Here is a 17,135-nt window from a genome sequence, read left to right as displayed (position 1 = left end):
GCCTGGGCCAGCTCGATCTCGTTCAGCACCGCGACATCGACGTGGCTCATCAGTCGATTGGAATGCGCCACGTAGGGCGCCAGGTTCAGGACCGTATGGGCCCGGGCCGCCTTGGCCCGCTTCAGGATGGACTCGGTCTCATCGACCGGGATTTCGAACTGCGCTACCCACACTTCGCCGCGGTGCGGCGCATGGCGGATCATGCGCCGCATGAATCGGTGATTGGCGCCGGAGGCGACGGTGATGGCGTTGTCCTTCCCGGTGACCTGGATCAGGGCGACTCCGGTCGCCGGGCCGTCGATCTCGCGCACGCCGGTGGCGTCGATGTCCTCATTGGCGAGGAAACTGCGCAGGCTGTTGCCGAAGGCATCGTTGCCGACTGCGCCGATCATCGCCGTCGGCACGCCGAGGCGTGCGGCGGCGACCGCCTGGTTGAGGCCCTTGCCGCCCGGCAGGAACGACACGGTCGCGCCGAGCAGCGTCTCGCCGGTCGCCGGCCGACGCGCGCTCTGGACCACGACATCCATGTTGAGGCTGCCGCAGACGACGACCCGGCTCATGATGCACGCCCGCGAGACAGCACGTTCATTTCATCCAGGGCGGCAGCGGCAAGTTCTTCTCGCGCAGGAATGCCGGGTTGAATAGCTTGGACTGGTAGCGCTGACCGCCGTCGGCCAGGATGGTGACGACGGTCTTGCCGGGTCCGAGGTCGCGTGCGAGCCGCATGGCGCCGACGACGTTGATGGCGGTCGAGCCGCCCAGCACCAGGCCCTCGTGCTCGATCAGGTCGAACAGGACGGGCAGCGCCTCCTCGTCGGTGATCTGATAGCCGAGATCGATCGGCGTGCCGTCGAGGTTGGCAGTCACCCGGCCGTTGCCGATGCCTTCGGTGACCGAATTCCCCTCGGCCTTGAGCTCGCCCTTGGCGAACCAGTTGTAGATCGCCGAGCCCATCGGGTCGCTGACCGCGATCTTGACGTTGGGATTGCGCTCCTTCAGGGCACGCGCGATGCCGCCCAGGGTGCCGCCGGTGCCGACCGAGCAGGTGAAGCCGTCGACCTTGCCCTCGGTCTGGTCCCAGATCTCCGGCCCGGTGGTGCGGTAGTGGCCGTCGCGGTTGGCGGTGTTATCGAACTGGTTGGCCCACACCGCGCCGTTGGGCTCGCTCGCCGCGAGCTCTTCCGCGAGCGTGCCCGAATAGCGCACGTAGTTGCCCGGGTTGGCGTAGGGCACCGCGGGCACCAGCCGAAGGTCGGCGCCGCACAGGCGCAGCATGTCCTTCTTCTCCTGGCTCTGCGTCTCGGGCATGACGATCACCGAGCGGTAACCGCGCGCATTGGCGACGAGGGCGATGCCGATGCCGGTGTTGCCGGCCGTGCCTTCGACGATGACGCCGCCGGGCCGGAGCTTACCGTGCTTCTCGGCATCCTCGATGATGGCGAGCGCGGCGCGATCCTTCACCGAGCCGCCGGGGTTGAGGAACTCCGCCTTTCCGTAGATGTCGCACCCAGTCGCCGCCGAGGCGGCGCGCAACTTGATCAGCGGTGTGTTGCCGATGCTGTCGATGAAACCCGACCGGACGTTCATGGAGTGCTCGCTCTGCTAGGCATTTGCTTCCCTGACGGACGGTAGACAGGGAGCCGCCTCGAAGGCAACCACGAGAGATGGAGACGGGAGATGTCAGGCGGAATGGTCGGCGGCTGCGTGTGCAGAGCCTTTTCATTTTCCTCCCCAGCTCCGCTGGGGAGGTGTCGCGTCATACGCGACGGAGGGGTCATGGGTCTCAGTGGGGCTCTCGACCCCTCCGTCCGCGATTACGCGGACACCTCCCCAGCAAAGCTGGGGAGGAAGATGATCAGCTCCAGCGCGCCCTGATCTGGTCGCGGTGGAGGGCGAGCCACTGCAGGGCGATCACGCCGATCGCGTTGCCGATCTCGCCGTGCTCGAGCATCGACCGGGCCTCAGCGAACGACAGGACCTTGACCAGGATGTTCTCGCCTTCCGACGCGAGGCCGAACACGCCGCCGGCGTTGGTCGTGTCGACGTGGCCGACAAAGATCGCGCAGCCTTCGGAGCAGGCGCCAGGGCTCAGGATCACGTCGTGCACGGGAACGACATCGTGAATTTCCAGGGAGGCTTCCTCGACGGCCTCGCGGCGCACCAGCGCCTCGGGCGTTTCGCCGTCCTCGACGATGCCGGCCACGATCTCCCACGTCCACGGATGACGCCCGGCGACGTAGGCGCCGGCGCGGAACTGGCGGATCAGGACGACCTCGTCGCGCCGCGGATCATAGGGCAGCACGGCGGCCGCCTGGCCGCGCTCGAACACCTCGCGCCGCAATACGCCGCTCTGTCCGCCCTGATAGAGCCCGTGGCGAAAGAAGTAACGGCCGACCCTGAAGTAACCCTCGAACGCCACGACATGATCGACCAGCTCGACGGTTTCGTTGGGCAAGGGACGAGACGACATGAACGGACCCTGGATGCAAGAAGGGCCGCTCCCTTGCGAGAGCGGCCCGAAAATTGGCTCCGGGGGCCGGATTCGAACCGGCGACCGATCGGTTAACAGCCGATTGCTCTACCGCTGAGCTACCCCGGATCAAGAGCCCCGCGCCGGTGCGGCAGACCGGATGCGAAGGCGCGGTGTTTTGACAGAGCCGACCTGCCCACGCAAGGCCTGCGATGATCGGTCTCGCGCCGGCGTCGCGCTGGAGGCCTGGGCCGGAATCGAACCGGCATTCGCGGATTTGCAGTCCGCTGCATCACCACTCTGCCACCAGGCCCTTGCCAACAAAATCAAAGCGTTAGCTTCGACCCTTAAGCGCAGGGCGGCGTCTTGTGACACAAGTTTGGGCACAGTGAAAGCGCGATGTTCACCCGCGGTTCCAATGCGCAGCATGTCCACAGCCTCGAAGCGCCGCAGTCAAGGCGCACGACGGCCGGGGCTCCCGGTAGGCTGTCCTGAGGCGAAGACACGGTTGCTCCATTCCTTCGCCACAGGCGGAGGTGAGCAGCGACGGCGACAGGAGCGTGCGGGCAACACGCCGGCTCGGCCGTTCGCGATGAGCTCGAGCACGGGCGCCCGCTCGACCCTGATGCCGAATCCGGTCGACCCTGATGCCGAATTAAGGACGATGCCGTTCGGAAAGTCGGCGACCTGCGCGGCGCCGTGCTGGTCGAGATCGACGGAAATTCCCGCCATGCCGGCGCCGACCTCGCTCATCGCCCATGTCGATGCTGACGGGGGTTCACACCGCCTGCGAGCCTGAGCAGGCCGACCGCGACCGCGCGGCCTTTGACGCTCTCGCTGCCTGATGCGTATAAGATCGTACGATATCTTGAGGTAGGCATGGCGGATTTTGCTCTGGCGCGTCGCAACATGATCGACGGTCAGTTGAGGCCCAACCGGGTGACCAATGCCCAGCTTCTGGCGGCCGTCAGCGACCTGCCGCGCGAGCGCTTCCTTCCGGAAGGCTTGCAGTCCATCGCCTATGCCGACGACGACGTCCCGCTGGGCGGCGGCCGCTACCTGATGGAGCCGATGGTGCTGGCGCGCCTGATCCAGGCGTTGCAGGCGCAGCCCGGCGACCACGCGCTGGTCGTCGCTTCCGGGCGCGGCTATGGTGCGGCATTGCTGTCGAAGCTCGTGAAGTCGGTGGTTGCCATGGAGAGCGATGCCAGTCTCGCGGCGGCGGCCGAGCGGACGGTGAAGGAGCTGGCGCTCTCGCGAATACGGCAGGTCGTCGCTCCGCTGGAAGGCGGCGACGGGGCCGGCGGACCATTCGATGCGATCCTGATCGAGGGGGCCGTTCGCCAGGTGCCGCAGGCCATTCTCGGCCAGCTGGCGGCAGGCGGACGATTGACCACCGTCGTCGCCGGACCGGCGGGGGTATCGGGGGTCGCCCAGCTGTTCGTGAAGGAGGGCGATGTCGCGTCGGCGCGTCCGCTGTTCGATGCCAACACGCCCTTGCTGCCCGGCTTCGCCCCGCCGCCGCGCTTTACATTCTGAAACATTGACTGGTCAGTTGCGGGGCTACCCATGCCATTCCGACCAGTGATAGGCTACGATGAACAGATGAGGGTATTGCAATGCGTATCCGACCCAGCTTGAGGGTCGCGCGCACACTGGCTGTGTGCGCCCTCGCCGTCGGATTGGGGTCCGGCTCGAGCGCCTGGTCGCAGAGCCTGATCGAGGCGTTGTCGACGACCTACAACAGCAACCCCGATCTGCTGGCGAGCCGTGCGCTGCTGCGTCAAACTGACGAAGGCTTGGCGCAGGCGGTCGCCAACTGGCGTCCCCGCATCACGCTCACGATGGAGTTCAACAAGGTCGAGCAGGATTCGCTCCCTATCCGATCGGCGCCCACCTACTATATCTTGAACGGCCGGTTCACCACTTTGCAGATGGTGCAGCCGCTGTTCCGCGGCGGCAAGACGGTGTCGGAAACCAAGACGGCGCAGGCGAACATCCAGGCCCAGCGCGCCGCCCTTGCCGACACCGAGCAGAGCGTCCTTCTGGCGGGGGTCACCTCGTATGCCGACCTGGTGCAGAACATCGCCATCGCGGATGCCCGGCGCAACAACGTCAAGGTGCTGATCCAGCAGCTCGACGCCACGCGCGAACGTTTCCGGGTAGGCGAGCTCACCATCACCGACGTCGCCCAGGCCGAGGCGCGCCTCGAAGGCGCCCGCGCCAGCCTGGTGCAGGCCGAGACCGACGTCCGCATCGCCGAAGCTGCCTACCAGCGCACCATCGGCCAGAAGCCCGGCCGGCTGGGCGAGATCCCGTTGATCGGCGGACTGCCGGCCAGCGAGGACGAGGCGATCGGCCTTGCCATGGACATGGGTCCGCGCGCGGTTACGGCGCAGTATCGCATCTCGTCGGCGACCTACAGCGTCAACACGGCAATCGGCGACCTGCTGCCCCAAGTCAACCTGGTGGGCGTCATCCAGCAGCAGTTCGACCTGTCGGTGCCGACGGACCAGTACTACACGTACGGCATCCGCGTGCAGGCCGTTGTTCCGATCTACCAGAACGGCAGCGAATGGTCGCGCGTCCGCCAGGCCAAGGAGCTGGTCGCCCAGCGCCGCAACGAGCTCGACAGCGCCCGACGCGCCGTCGCCGAGAACGTGATCAGGGCGTGGCGTCAGCTCGATTCGTCGCGCTCGCGCGTGACCTCGTTCGAAGCCCAGGTCCGCGCCAACGAAGTCGCGCTGAACGGCGTGCGCCAGGAAGCCCTGGTGGGGTCGCGCACCACCCTGGACGTATTGAACGCCGAGCAGGAGCTGCTCAATGCCCAGGTCAGCCTCGTCCAGGCCCGTCGCGACGTCCAGGTCTCCTACTATGGCGTCTTGGCCGGCGTTGGCCGGCTCACGGCTCGTGCACTGACCCTGCCGGTCGAGTATTATGATGAGGAGAGGTACTACAACGAGGTCGGGTCCAAGTGGATTGGTTGGGGGACCAGCGATTCCGGCGGCAAGCCGCCGGTGGCCGCGCCGACCACGACGACCAGCGCGCCCTTTGGAAGCAGATGATGAGCGATTCCAAGAATGCCGGCGGCGACCCGTCCATGGACGATATCCTGGCATCGATTCGCAAGATCATTTCTGACGACGAGGCCCGAGCCCAGATGACGAACCAGAGGACGAGCGGACCGCAGGCGCCCGGACAACCGGCCAGGCTCTCCGTCGTGCCGCCGCCCGAGGCGCCAAGGCCGGAGCCGAGGCCGCGGTCCGCTGGGCATGACGACGTGCTGTTGCTCACCGAGGATTTGATGGAAGACCCCAAGGCCCCCCCGATCACAGCTGACGCTGCGCCGCCGCCCAGCTTGCAGCCGCGCAGCGAATCGTCGCGTCCGGTGGAGGCGTTGCGGTCGGCAGAGCCGCAGAATCTGGACAAGACGGTCGTGCGCGCCCCCGAGCGGGCGCGGGCCCCGGTATCCAACCCCGAGGCACCCTTGATCGACGGATCGGCGGCCGGCGCGGCGGCAGACGCCTTCTCGCGATTGAGCCTGGCGGTGCAGGAAAGCGTCCCCACGCCTGCCGCCGGCGACCCCGGATTGCTGGTCGGCGGCAACCAGCAGACGATCGAGGATCTGGTCAAGGACATGCTGCGGCCGATGCTCAAGGACTGGCTCGATCGCAACCTGCCTGGCATCGTCGAACGCTATGTCGAACGTGAGATTGTCCGGCTGACACGCCGCTGACCCCAGGCGCCCACCGAATTGAACGCCACGGCGCCAGACCGTGGCGTTTTTGTTTTGAAGGCCTACCGATGCTCGACAAGACCTACGACCCGAAGGAAATCGAAGCCCGCCTCTATCCGGAGTGGGAGAGCGCGGGCGCGTTCCGCGCTCACCCTGGATCGCTCAAGCCGCCATACTGCATCGTCATCCCGCCGCCTAACGTCACCGGCAGCCTGCACATGGGCCATGCGCTCGACAACACGCTGCAGGACGTGCTGGTCCGCTGGCGTCGCATGAAGGGCGACGACGTCCTGTGGCAGCCCGGTACCGACCATGCCGGCATCGCCACCCAGATGGTGGTGGTGCGCAATCTGGCGCAGGAGGGCATCGGCCTTGCCGTCGAAGGCGCGAGCACCGGCGACGGAAACAAGCGGCTGCTGTCGCGTGAAGAATTCCTGGCCAAGGTCTGGGAGTGGAAGGCCTATTCGGGCGGCACCATCACCGGGCAGTTGCGCCGCCTCGGCGCCTCGTGCGACTGGAGCCGCGAGCGCTTCACCATGGACGAGGGCCTGTCGGCCGCGGTGCTCAAGGTGTTCGTCGATCTCTACAAGGCCGGCCTGATCTACAAGGATAACCGGCTGGTCAACTGGGATCCCAAGATGCTGACCGCGATCTCCGACCTCGAGGTCGAATCGCGCGAGGTCAAAGGCCATCTCTGGTACTTCAGGTACCCGATCGAGGGCAGCGACGAGCACATCGTCGTCGCCACGACGCGGCCCGAGACCATGCTGGGCGACACCGGCGTCGCGGTGCATCCCGACGATCCCAAGTGGAAGCACCTGATCGGCAAGCACGCCATGCTGCCGCTGGTCGGCCGGCGCATCCCGATCGTCGGCGACGAATATTCCGACCCGGAGAAGGGCTCGGGCGCGGTCAAGATCACCCCCGCGCACGACTTCAACGACTTCGAGGTCGGCCGCCGCCACAGCCTCGAGGCGATCAGCATCTTCGACAGGTTCGCGCGACTGAACGACAAGGCGCCGCAGAAGTATCGCGGTCTCGATCGCTTCGACGTGCGCAAGCAGGTCGTCGCCGACATGGAAGCGGCGGGGCTGCTCGACAAGATCGAGCCGCACAGCCATTCGGTGCCCTACGGCGATCGCGGCGGCGTGCCGGTCGAGCCGTTCCTGACCGAGCAATGGTACGCCGACGCCAAGGCGCTGGCCCAGGAGCCGATCGCGGCGGCCCGCGACGGTCGCGTGACCTTCGTGCCAGAGCGCGGTCGCGACGAGTTTTTCCGCTGGATGGAGAACATCGAGCCGTGGTGCATCTCGCGCCAGCTCTGGTGGGGCCATCAGATCCCGGCTTGGTACGGACCCGACCGCAAGATCTTCGTGGCGATGTCGGAGGCCGAGGCCAGGGCCGAGGCGCGCGCGCACTACGGCAGGGACGTGGCGCTGGAGCGGGACCCCGACGTGCTCGACACGTGGTTCAGCTCGGCGCTGTGGCCATTCTCGACGCTCGGTTGGCCGGAGGAAACCGCCGCGCTGAAGAAGTACTACCCGACCGACGTCCTGGTGACCGGCTGGGATATCCTGTTCTTCTGGGTCGCCCGCATGATGATGATGGGCCAGCACTTCATGAAGGATGTACCGTTCCGCACCGTCTACCTGCATGGCCTGGTGACGGACGAGAAGGGCCAGAAGATGTCCAAGTCCAAGGGCAATGCCATGGACCCCCTGGAGCTGATCGACAAGTTCGGCGCCGATGCGTTGCGCTTCACCATGACGGCGCTGGCGGCCAACAACGCGGGTCGCCTGCGGCTCGCGCCGGCGCGCGTCGAGGGCTCGCGCAACTTCGCCACCAAGTTCTGGAACGCCACGCGCTTTGCCGAGATGAACGGCGCTGCGCTGCCTGAGAATTTCGACCCGGCGACGGCCCGGCTCACCATCAACAAGTGGGTGCTGGGCGAGCTCGCGCGCGCCAACGCCGCGATCGACACGGCGATCGCCGAGTTCCGCCTGAACGAGGCGGCAAGCGCGCTGTACGAGTTCATCTGGGGCATCGTCTGCGACTGGTACGTCGAGCTCAGCAAGCCCGTGCTGGGGGGCGAGGACGGCCCGGCCAAGGACGAGACTCGCGCCGTCACCGCCTTCGTGATCCGCGAGACGGCCAAGCTCCTGCATCCGGTGATGCCCTTCATCACCGAGGAGCTTTGGGACAAGCTCGGCCATCGTGCCCGGCACGGCTTGCTGATCGGCCAGCCGTGGCCTCAGCCGGCGCCGACCGATGCGGCGGCCGACGCCGAGATCGGCTGGCTGGTGAGTCTGATCTCCGACATCCGATCGGCGCGCGCCGAGCTGAACGTGCCGGCCGGCGCCAAGCTCAAGCTGCTGGTGGTCGGCGCCGAGTCGACGACGCGCCAGCGCCTCGACACGCACCGCGCGGCGATCGAGCGTCTGGCCCGCGTCGACGGCATCGAGACCGCCGCGGCGGCACCGAAGGCTGCCCTGCAGATCGTCGTCGGCGAGGCGACCTATGCCTTGCCGGTGAGCGAGGTCATCGACCTCAAGACCGAGAGCGCGCGCCTGCAGAAAGAGATCAAGAAGCTGGGCGACGAGGTCGGCAAGATCGACGCCAAGCTCGGCAACGCGGCTTTCGTGTCGCGCGCCCCCGAAGAGGTCGTCGAGGAGCAGCGCGAACGCCGCCTGGCGGCCGAACAGACCCGCGCCCGCCTCAGCACCGCGCTGGAGCAGCTGGGGACGTGAGCCTTCCAGCGTAAGGGCCGGGACGTGAGGGCCGAGCGCACCAACAACTACCTCACGCTGAGGAGCCGCGCGCAGCGCGGCGTCTCGAAGGGTTGGCAACACCACGGGCGCTGCGACGAGTTTGCTCCGCGATCTTGTGTGCGGCCCATCCTTCGAGACGGCCGCTGCGCGGCCTCCTCAGGATGAGAGCGTTGTTGGTTTGGCTGCCGGCTTGAGGCTAGACGCGTGAGACCGACCTTCCGCCCCATCGAGCCGGGCGACGGCGATGCTCTGCACGCCGTCTTCACCGAGCCCGGCGTGAGACAATACCTGTTCGATGACATCCTGCTCAGCCGCGACGAAACGCGGGCACATGTCGAGGCCGCGTGCGCCCACGGTGCGTGGGCGATCTGCCTCGATGGTGCCGTCGTCGGCCTCGCCTCGCTGCGCCCGACTGGAGTCTCCGATCGTGAGCTGATCATCGCCGTCAGCGAGCGCTGCTGGGGCAGGGGGGTGGCCTATGAAGCCGCGCAAGCCGCCCTGCATCACGGCTTTGAGGCCCTCAATCTTCGCCGCGTCTTGGCGGGAGTTGATCTGCCCAATCAGCGCTCCCATCGTCTTATGGCCCGACTTGGCTTCGTGGCGATCGGCGACTGCGACGGGCCGAAGTACCGGGCGAGACACTATGAGCTGGTGCGACCCGCAGGTCCGTCACCTTGTCAAGGAATGGCGTAGCAAGCTCTCGCTGTCATCCTGAGCGCAGCGAAGAATCTCATCGCACAAGCTTCGAACCCGATGATGGCTCGCGGCGATGAGATCCTTCGCTGCGCTCAGGATGACAGTGGGTGAGGACGACGGCGTCGCTGTCGCTGGCGCAGCCGGCGCCGCAGTGGCATAAGCCGCCGCTCGACCCCAACCCGGACACCCCAATGAACCCGTTCTGGAGCCAGACCGCGCGCGAGCTTTCGCCCTACGTGCCGGGCGAGCAGCCGCGCATTGCCAACCTGGTGAAGCTCAACACCAACGAGAGTCCGTTCGGTCCATCGCCGCGCGCCCTCGAGGCGATGCGGGCCGCCGCGGCCAACATCCAGAGACTCTACCCCGATCCCGAAGCGACGGAATTGCGCGAGGTCCTTGCCGCGCACCACGGTATGAACCCCGAGCAGGCGTTCGTCGGCAACGGCTCGGACGAGGTGATCGCCCATGCTTTTGTGGCGCTCCTGAAGCAGCCGAAGCCGCTGCTGTTTCCCGACGTCACCTACAGCTTCTATCCCGTGTGGGCGCAGTTGTTCGGCATCGCCTGCGAGACGGTGCCGCTCGACGGCGACATGCGCGTGCGGATCAAGGATTATCGTCGAGCGGCCGGCTCGATCGTGATTGCCAATCCCAATGCGCCGACCGGCATCGCCCTGCCGCGCTCGGAGATCGCCCGACTCCTCGAAGAGCATCGCGACATCCCGGTACTGATCGACGAGGCTTACGTCGATTTCGGCGGCGAAAGCGCAGTCCCGCTGATCGCCGACCATCCGAACCTGCTGGTCGTGCAGACCATGTCGAAGTCGCGCGCCCTGGCCGGCCTGCGCGTCGGCTATGCGCTCGGCGATGCGGGGTTGATTGAGGCGTTGCGCCGCGTGAAGGACAGCTTCAATTCCTACCCGCTCGACCGCGTCGCCCAGGCGGGCGCGACGGCTGCGGTGCGCGACGATGCCTACTTCCGTGAAGGCTGCGCCCGGGTCATTGCGGCACGCAAAGCGATGACGCAGGCCTTGACCATGCTGGGCTTTGTCGTCCTGCCGTCGAGTGCGAACTTCGTTTTCGCCCGGCATCCGAGGAGGAGCGGTCCGGAGCTCGCGGCGGCGCTGCGCGAGCGTGCGGTGCTCGTGCGGCATTTCAACAAGCCGCGCACGGCCCCCTATTTGCGTATCACGGTCGGAAGCGACGACGATACCCGACGGCTTATCGCCGCGGCGGCGGATATCCTGGAGGGATAAGGAGCGAACTCGTCCAGGATTGATTGGGCCGGTTGGCGTCGGTTTCAACTGGCTGCTTCGCGATCAACCCAACGCCCTGGTCCACCAGTTCGTCGCAATGGCGAGACCGGAGCGGCGCAACATCTCTGCCTTGCCGAGATCGCGGTCGGCCGAGACGACCAGGATCTGCACGCCGCCATGCTCGTGGATCAGGGTCGAGACGTGTGACAGTAGGGCCTCGCCGACGGTCAGCCAGAGGTGTGGCTCCAGCATGCAGAAATCGTCGATCAGGTAGGTGTCGCCGCCCGGATCGAAGACAGGGGAGCCGGGGAACTTGCGGGCGACCAGGATGCCCTGCAGCTGCCTGCCTTCGAGGGCCACCAGGAAATACGTGCCGGGCTCGCTCAGCAGCTCGACGAAGGACGTCTCCGTTGCTGCCGCCGAGTTGGCCGCCTTGCGCCACAGGGTTGGTTGATGCTTGTGCAGCAGCCGGCGGCTACGCTCCGCCAGCTCGACGGCTGCCTTGATGTCGCTCGCCTCGGCCTTTCGGACGTCCACGGGACCGCGCCCTTGGCTATGAGGCCTTGCGCAGGTCGGGAACGTACGGCCGGCTTGCGAAGTGCTCCTGGTCGTCGCCGCGGGCGAAGCGCAGGCCGGCGCGGCGGAGCGCATCGTCGTCGACGGCGTCGAGCGGCACGAAGTAGCGATCGTCGGCTTTGATGAACGTGTCGTTGTCGACGCGGTTGTAGCAGATCAGCAGGGTCCAGCGGCGGTTGGCCGAGCGGTTGGCGTCGGAGCGATGGATGGCGTTGCAGTGGAAGATCAGCGCATCGCCCTTGTCGAGCTCGCAATACTCGATCGGGCATTTGTCCAGGATGTAGGGCATGCGCTTGGGATCGACCTCGTTCTGGCTCGGCGACAACGGCGTGTGGTCGATGCGCCCGAGCTTGTGCGAGCCCGCGGCGATCTGCAGGCAGCCGTTCTCGCGCGTCGTCTTGTCCAGTGCGATCATGACCGAGAGCAGGTCTGGTCGGAGGCAACCGTTGTAGTACCAGTAGCCGTAATCCTGGTGCCATTCCCAGGCGCCGCCGACCTCGGGCTCCTTGGCGGTGAGCTTGGACTGGTAGTGATAGACCGGTCCGCCCAGCAGGGTCGCCGAGGTATCCACCATGCGCCGGCAGCGCGCCGCCAGCCCGTAGACGCTGTCACCGGCACGATTCCACAGCGCGATGCGGGTCGAGCGGCCCTCGCCGTCGCGCCGGTCGAGGATGCTGCCGCGCACCGCGGGATCTTCTTCCATCGCGCGCGTCAGCAGGTCGATTTCGTCGGGGGCGAACAGGCCGCGCGCGTAGGTGAAGCCCTTTTCGTTGAACTCGGCCATCTGCGCCTGGCTTAACTGGTTCGGCATGTTCCCTCGCTGCTGGTCGGCCTGAACGTCCGATGTGGAGCGCCAACTCGCGATAGGCGGCATCATACGCGGTCAGCTCGTGCCCGGTCGAGAGCTGGCGGTTCGGCTCCCAGGCGTGCGTGGCGCTCTTCTCATCCTCCTCCTCCTCCCCAGCTTCGCTGGGAAGGAACAAGAACGTCGACGTATCGACGACGATGCTCGTCAGCGTCGACACCCGGCAATCAGCTGCAGAGTCCAGACGATGGCGCTGCCGACATCGGTCGTGGCGGGCTCAGCCGAGGGGCCGGAAAACGTTGCGGCCGTCCAGCTGTTCGACGGTCACGCGGCGTCCCAGTTGCTCCCTTGTCAGCATGTCGGACAGCAGCGCCGGATCGCGGCCAGCCGTCGCGATGAAACGGTCTCCCGTGGCATCGAGCCGGCCCAAGACATAGGCCCGTTCGGGTGCGTCCTTGCCGTAGGCGATGCAGTAGGTCTCGATCGTGCCGGTCCCGGCCGGCCGGGTGTCGACACGCTTCTTCGGGGCGGCATCAAGTTCGGCCTGGAGCTTCGTCGGGTCCTCGCGCCGCCACGGGCCCTGCACCGGCGTGGTCGAGTAGAGGCCGGCGGAATGCTTGGTGAGATAATTGCCATTGGCCGTCACCAGGCCGAACGAGCCGGGCGTCTTGCGCACGACGTTCATCATCTCGGCGATCGAATGCGTGACGTAGTTGTTGCCCGGGCCGCCGAAGAAGGGCAGGCCGCCGGTGACGCTGATCGGGCGCGGGTCGTCGTCGGCGAGGCCGATCTCCTTCATCGCCACCTCGACCGCCGACGGGAAGCAGCTGTAGAGATCGAAGGCCGCGACGTCGGCGACCGACTTTCCGGCCATAGCGAGGGCGGTGCGGGCGCAGCCGCGGATCGCCGGCGAGGCGTCGAGCCGCGGGCGCTCGGACACCACCCAGGTGTCGGTGCCGTCGGCGCAGCCGTGCAGGAACACCCAGCGCTCCGGCGGGATGCCCCACGCGCGCGCCTTCCCGACCGAGGTCACGAGCACGGCCGCCGCCTGGTCGATCATGGCGTTGGCGTTCATCAGCCGCGGGTAGGGGAAGCAGATCCACCGATTGTCGTCTGAGATCGTGGCCAGCCTCTCGGCACTGTAGCCCTCGCGCCGGGTCGCCAGCGGATTGTCCTTGGCGACCTTGGCGAGTCGCTCGAACAGGCGGCCCATCGCCGTCATGTGACTCTGGACATCGCGCCCGAGGCCGCCGCGGATGGCGTTCTCCAGCAAGGGATAGAAATGGATCGCCGCCCTGAGCTCGTGGCGGTTCTCCTCGTCGGAGAAGCCCATGCGCTTGTCGCCGACCCGCGTCGGCTCGCCGCCCGGATCCTCGTTGTGGTCGATCGCGAGGCCGGCCTTACGGGCATTCTGCGTCGAGCGCAGCAGCTCGGCGCCGCAGATCAGCGCCAGCTCGGTCTCGCCGCCGGCGATCTCCTCGGCGAACCGGTTGACCATGTACTGGGGCGTGTTGCCGCCCTGGTGGGTGTAGATCAGCTGGCGGGGCGTCGCGTTCAGGCGGTTGGCGACGGCCTTGGGTGGGTTGGTGCAGCGGCCGAACGGCGAGGCGAAGCGCGGGCTGATGTCGGGAAAGAATTCCAGCACCGCGACCGCGTCGATGTTGCGGCCCAGGGCGTCGGCGCCGATCGACGCGCCGGCATCGGCAAGCGCAAGGCGGGCTGCCTCGGCGGAGAAGGCGACGTTCGAGCGGGTGCTCGAGGGCTTTCCGGTCGTGTCGGTGACCTGGCCGCAGCCGACCAGGATGGGCGTGCGCGGATCGATCATTTGGCCAGTGCCGCGATCTCGGCCGCCGAGAAGCCGGCCTGCTCGAGGATTTCGCGCGTGTGCTCGCCCAGGCTCGACACCTTGGGGCCGCTCTGCAGCGCCGAGCCGGAGAAGCGGAAGGGTGGGGCCGGCGACTTGTAGGAACCGGCGCTGTCCTCGATGGTGCAGAGCGTGCCGCGATGAGCGACCTGCGGATCCTGCAGAGCCTCGGTGACGGTGTAATAGGGCGAGCAGGGCACGCCATGCCTGTCGAGCGCCGCCACGCACTCCTCGACCGTCAGCGTCTTCGACCACGCCTCGAACTCGTCGACGAACTGGTCCCAATTCATGCGCCGGTCGGCGTACTTCTCGAAGCGCGGATCGGTCAACCAGTCGCGCCGGCCGGCCGCCGTCGCCATGTCCTGGAAGGTGCGCTCGCTCGCGGTCGCCAGCATGACGTAGCCGTCCTTGGCCTCGACCGGGCCGTACATCGGCCGCGATGGCATCTCGAAGTCGAATTGCGCGCGATTGACCTCGCCCAGCAGCATGCCGACCAGCGACTCGAACATCGAGACGTCGACCATCTGGCCCTTGCCGGTGACGTGGCACTGATGCAGCGCCGCCAGGATGCCGCCCAGTGCGTAGGCGCCGCTCGCATAGTCGGCGACGAAGATGCCGCAATTGTCGGGCCGCTCGCGGCCCTGCTGGTAGAACAGGTGCGCCCGGTCGAAGCCGGTCGCGGCATGGATCACCGGCGCATAGGCCGGCCGGCCGGCGCCCGGCCCGGTCTGACCGTAGCCCGAGATGGCACAATAGACGAGCTTGGGATTGATCCTGGCCAGCTCGGGATAGTCGAGCCCGAGCCGCTTCATCACGCCCGGCCGGTAGTTCTCGACCACGATGTCGACGCCGGCCACCAGCTTCTTCACCGCGGCGACCGCCTCCGGCCGCTTGAGGTCGAGCACCAGCGAGCGCTTGCCGGCATTGAGCTGGCCGAACATCGTGCCGGCGCCGTTGCGCTGCACGGGGCGGCTGCGCATCAGCTCGCCCTCGGGCGCCTCGATCTTGATGATTTCGGCGCCCATGTCGGCCAGCAGGCGGGTGCAATGCGGGCCGGCGATGGTGGTCGAGAAATCGAGGACGCGGACGCCGTGCAGGGGCCGCGGATTGGCTTCGCTCATTCGGTCACCGGAAAAGCAGGATGAGGACGACGCCGCCGATGATGAGAATGCTGCCGATCCACTCTCCGGCGGACGGCCGCTCCTTCAGCACGACGTGCGAGGAGATGAAGGTGAAGACCAGCTCGATCTGGCCGACGGCGCGCACCAGGGCAGCGTTCTCGAGCGTCATGGCGAGCGCCCAGCCGGCCGAGCCGAGCACGCTGAAGATGCCGACCCACACCGAGGAGCGCCAGTTGACCCAGACCTTGCCGAGCTGCGGCCGGTCGCGGCGCGCGAGGTAGGCCGCCATCAGCACGACCTGGATAGTGTTCATGCAGGCGAGCACGGTGATGCCGCGGATCATGAAGTCGCCGTCGGGCAGCAGCTTGGAGGCTTCGCGGATGGTTCCGGCGGCAATGGCGAAGATGGCTCCCGAGAGGATGCCGTAGAGCGCACCCTTGTGGGTGAGGTCGGCAAGGACCGAGCGGATGTTGGCGAACGAGCCGCGTACGCTCAGGATCGCCACGCCGCCCAGGCAGATCAGAATCCCGGTCCATGCGCCGAGCTTCAGCGGCTCGTGGGCGATGAAGGTGGCGAACAGCGCCACGAACACTGTCTCGGTCTTCGAATAGACGGTGCCGACCGCGAAGTTGCGCAGCGAGAAGGCGTGGATCATGAGCGATGTCGCCACGATCTGGGCGATCCCGGCGATCGTGACCAGCAACAGGAACGACGCCGACAGGCTGGGCACATGGCGGCCGGTGCCGAGGACCAGGAAGGTCAGCGCCCCCAGCGCCAGCGGCGCACCATAGAGGTAGCGGACGAAATTCGCGCCGTCGACGCTCAGCACGCCGCGAATCTTCTGCTGCATGGTGGTGCGGATGTTCTGACACAGCGCGGCGAAGACGGTTATCGGTATCCAGAGCGGCACGGTTCCTCCGCCGGCCAGTCTATGGCGTCGGTGTTGCGCCGTCTGCTAGATTGATTTTCACGATGCGACAAGAACTGCGCAACGCACTCGCCGTGGCATGGCGGGCGCTGGGCGAGCCCGGCGAATGGTGGTCCGGCGCCGAACGCGCGGCGATCGCGTGCGAGACGCGCACGGCGCGTGCCTGCGCCCTGTGCAGGGCACGCAAGGCGGCCTTGCTGCCGAGTCGCCCGAGGTGCTTCCTGGCGGCCCGACGCGACGGCGACCGAAAGGGGCGAAGCCCGGCCTCGGCTGGATGCCCATGCTGGCGCCTGCGGATGTCGGCGCGGACGATCCGCCGCTCTACGCATCGGCCGGACGTAGCGGCGGCAACGTGCACCGTGCGCTGAGCCTGGTGCCGCGGGCGATGATGCAGTTCTGGGACCTGTTCGAGACGATGTACCTGCCGCAGGACGCCATGCGCGACTTCGCCCGCGAGTACCGCGCCATCGAGCATGCACAGATCGAGATGCTGGCCGCGCGCGTGGCGGTGCGCAACCAGTGCGTCTATTGAACGACCAGCCATCTGCACCTGCTCCGGGCGAGCGGCAGGCATAGCGGCAAGGACTACGACTTCACGGGCATCGTCCAGGGCGACGGCAGCCACCGCGTCGCGAGCAGTGGCGTTGCGGCGGAGACGGCGCTGCTCGCCTTCGTCGATGCGGTTCTCGACGGCGCAGCGGAGATCGATGCGGCGCGTGACGCGGTCGTCGACCGGCTGGGCGAGCGGGCGATGATGGATGCCGCCGCGGTCATCGCCGGCTTCGATGCCATTACCCGCGTCGCCGACGGCTCGGGCATTCCGCTGGAGCTGGAAAAGGCCGCCGCCACCGCGGACTGGCGTTTCCACCTCGGCATCGATGATTTCTGGGCAAGGAAGGTGTAGGAGCCGGGGATTGG

Annotated in this window: 14 protein-coding genes, 2 tRNA genes and 1 pseudogene; 7 read left to right on the top strand and 10 right to left on the bottom strand. The window is 67.2% G+C overall.

The features are described from left to right. The 5 genes from ACILR9_RS18365 to ACILR9_RS18345 form a co-directional block, all read right to left on the bottom strand. Positions 1-560: PfkB family carbohydrate kinase (locus ACILR9_RS18365; RefSeq protein ID WP_395711395.1), on the bottom strand; the 560-nt coding region annotated here is incomplete at its 3' end. A gap of 25 nt (positions 561-585) precedes the next feature. Beyond that, complete coding sequence (locus tag ACILR9_RS18360) at positions 586-1,587, bottom strand: cysteine synthase A (RefSeq protein WP_395711394.1); 1,002 nt, start codon at positions 1,585-1,587, stop codon at positions 586-588. Positions 1,588-1,855: 268 nt separating this feature from the next. Then, positions 1,856-2,470 (bottom strand): NUDIX domain-containing protein, encoded by a 615-nt coding sequence (locus ACILR9_RS18355; RefSeq protein WP_395711393.1) that lies wholly within the window; start codon positions 2,468-2,470, stop codon positions 1,856-1,858. A 54-nt stretch (positions 2,471-2,524) separates the two neighbouring features. Next, positions 2,525-2,599, bottom strand: a tRNA-Asn gene (locus ACILR9_RS18350). 110 nt (positions 2,600-2,709) lie between these two features. Beyond that, positions 2,710-2,783, bottom strand: a tRNA-Cys gene (locus tag ACILR9_RS18345). 566 nt (positions 2,784-3,349) lie between these two features. On the opposite strand from ACILR9_RS18345, the gene ACILR9_RS18340 reads away from it, so the two are divergent. From ACILR9_RS18340 to hisC, 6 genes are all read left to right on the top strand, one after another. Beyond that, positions 3,350-4,009, top strand: coding sequence for a protein-L-isoaspartate O-methyltransferase (locus ACILR9_RS18340; protein ID WP_395711392.1), 660 nt, complete (start codon positions 3,350-3,352; stop codon positions 4,007-4,009). A gap of 80 nt (positions 4,010-4,089) precedes the next feature. Further along, positions 4,090-5,535, top strand: a complete 1,446-nt coding sequence (locus tag ACILR9_RS18335) for a TolC family outer membrane protein (RefSeq protein ID WP_395711391.1) — start codon at positions 4,090-4,092, stop codon at positions 5,533-5,535. Then, positions 5,535-6,206 carry a DUF2497 domain-containing protein gene (locus ACILR9_RS18330; protein ID WP_395711390.1) on the top strand — a complete coding sequence of 224 codons (672 nt, stop codon included), beginning with the start codon at positions 5,535-5,537 and terminating at the stop codon, positions 6,204-6,206. The genes ACILR9_RS18335 and ACILR9_RS18330 overlap by 1 nt, the downstream gene beginning before the upstream one ends. A gap of 68 nt (positions 6,207-6,274) precedes the next feature. Continuing rightward, positions 6,275-8,953: a valine--tRNA ligase gene (locus ACILR9_RS18325; protein WP_395711389.1), complete on the top strand. Its 2,679-nt coding sequence runs from the start codon at positions 6,275-6,277 to the stop codon at positions 8,951-8,953. Positions 8,954-9,178: 225 nt separating this feature from the next. Next, a complete protein-coding gene (locus ACILR9_RS18320) occupies positions 9,179-9,667 on the top strand; it encodes a GNAT family N-acetyltransferase (RefSeq protein WP_395711388.1) in 489 nt (162 codons plus the stop codon). A 194-nt stretch (positions 9,668-9,861) separates the two neighbouring features. Continuing rightward, entirely contained in the window at positions 9,862-10,923 is a 1,062-nt protein-coding gene (hisC, locus tag ACILR9_RS18315; protein WP_395711399.1) for a histidinol-phosphate transaminase, read from the top strand. A gap of 63 nt (positions 10,924-10,986) precedes the next feature. Here the strand turns inward: hisC and ACILR9_RS18310 are convergent, their stop codons facing one another. The 5 genes from ACILR9_RS18310 to ACILR9_RS18290 all read right to left on the bottom strand — a co-directional run bounded on the left by ACILR9_RS18310 (position 10,987) and on the right by ACILR9_RS18290 (position 16,199). Beyond that, positions 10,987-11,460 (bottom strand): N-acetyltransferase, encoded by a 474-nt coding sequence (locus ACILR9_RS18310; RefSeq protein WP_395711387.1) that lies wholly within the window; start codon positions 11,458-11,460, stop codon positions 10,987-10,989. Between the two features lie 16 nt (positions 11,461-11,476). Beyond that, positions 11,477-12,310 carry a phytanoyl-CoA dioxygenase family protein gene (locus tag ACILR9_RS18305; protein WP_395711386.1) on the bottom strand — a complete coding sequence of 278 codons (834 nt, stop codon included), beginning with the start codon at positions 12,308-12,310 and terminating at the stop codon, positions 11,477-11,479. Positions 12,311-12,581: 271 nt separating this feature from the next. After that, complete coding sequence (locus ACILR9_RS18300) at positions 12,582-14,129, bottom strand: acetyl-CoA acetyltransferase (protein ID WP_395711385.1); 1,548 nt, start codon at positions 14,127-14,129, stop codon at positions 12,582-12,584. Beyond that, complete coding sequence (locus ACILR9_RS18295; RefSeq protein WP_395711384.1) at positions 14,126-15,289, bottom strand: CaiB/BaiF CoA transferase family protein; 1,164 nt, start codon at positions 15,287-15,289, stop codon at positions 14,126-14,128. The genes ACILR9_RS18300 and ACILR9_RS18295 overlap by 4 nt, the downstream gene beginning before the upstream one ends. Before the next feature lie 4 nt (positions 15,290-15,293). Continuing rightward, entirely contained in the window at positions 15,294-16,199 is a 906-nt protein-coding gene (locus ACILR9_RS18290; RefSeq protein WP_395711383.1) for a DMT family transporter, read from the bottom strand. Between the two features lie 62 nt (positions 16,200-16,261). Between ACILR9_RS18290 and ACILR9_RS18285 the strand changes: the two are divergent. Continuing rightward, positions 16,262-17,121 (top strand): annotated as a pseudogene (locus tag ACILR9_RS18285) (alkylhydroperoxidase-related (seleno)protein). Positions 17,122-17,135: the final 14 nt, after the last annotated feature.

The sequence above is a fragment of the Reyranella sp. genome (genome assembly GCF_044224635.1).
In the GTDB taxonomy this organism is placed as follows: domain Bacteria; phylum Pseudomonadota; class Alphaproteobacteria; order Reyranellales; family Reyranellaceae; genus Reyranella.
Note: the sequence above shows the minus strand (reverse complement) of the source record. Positions and strands in the feature narration are given on the sequence as shown.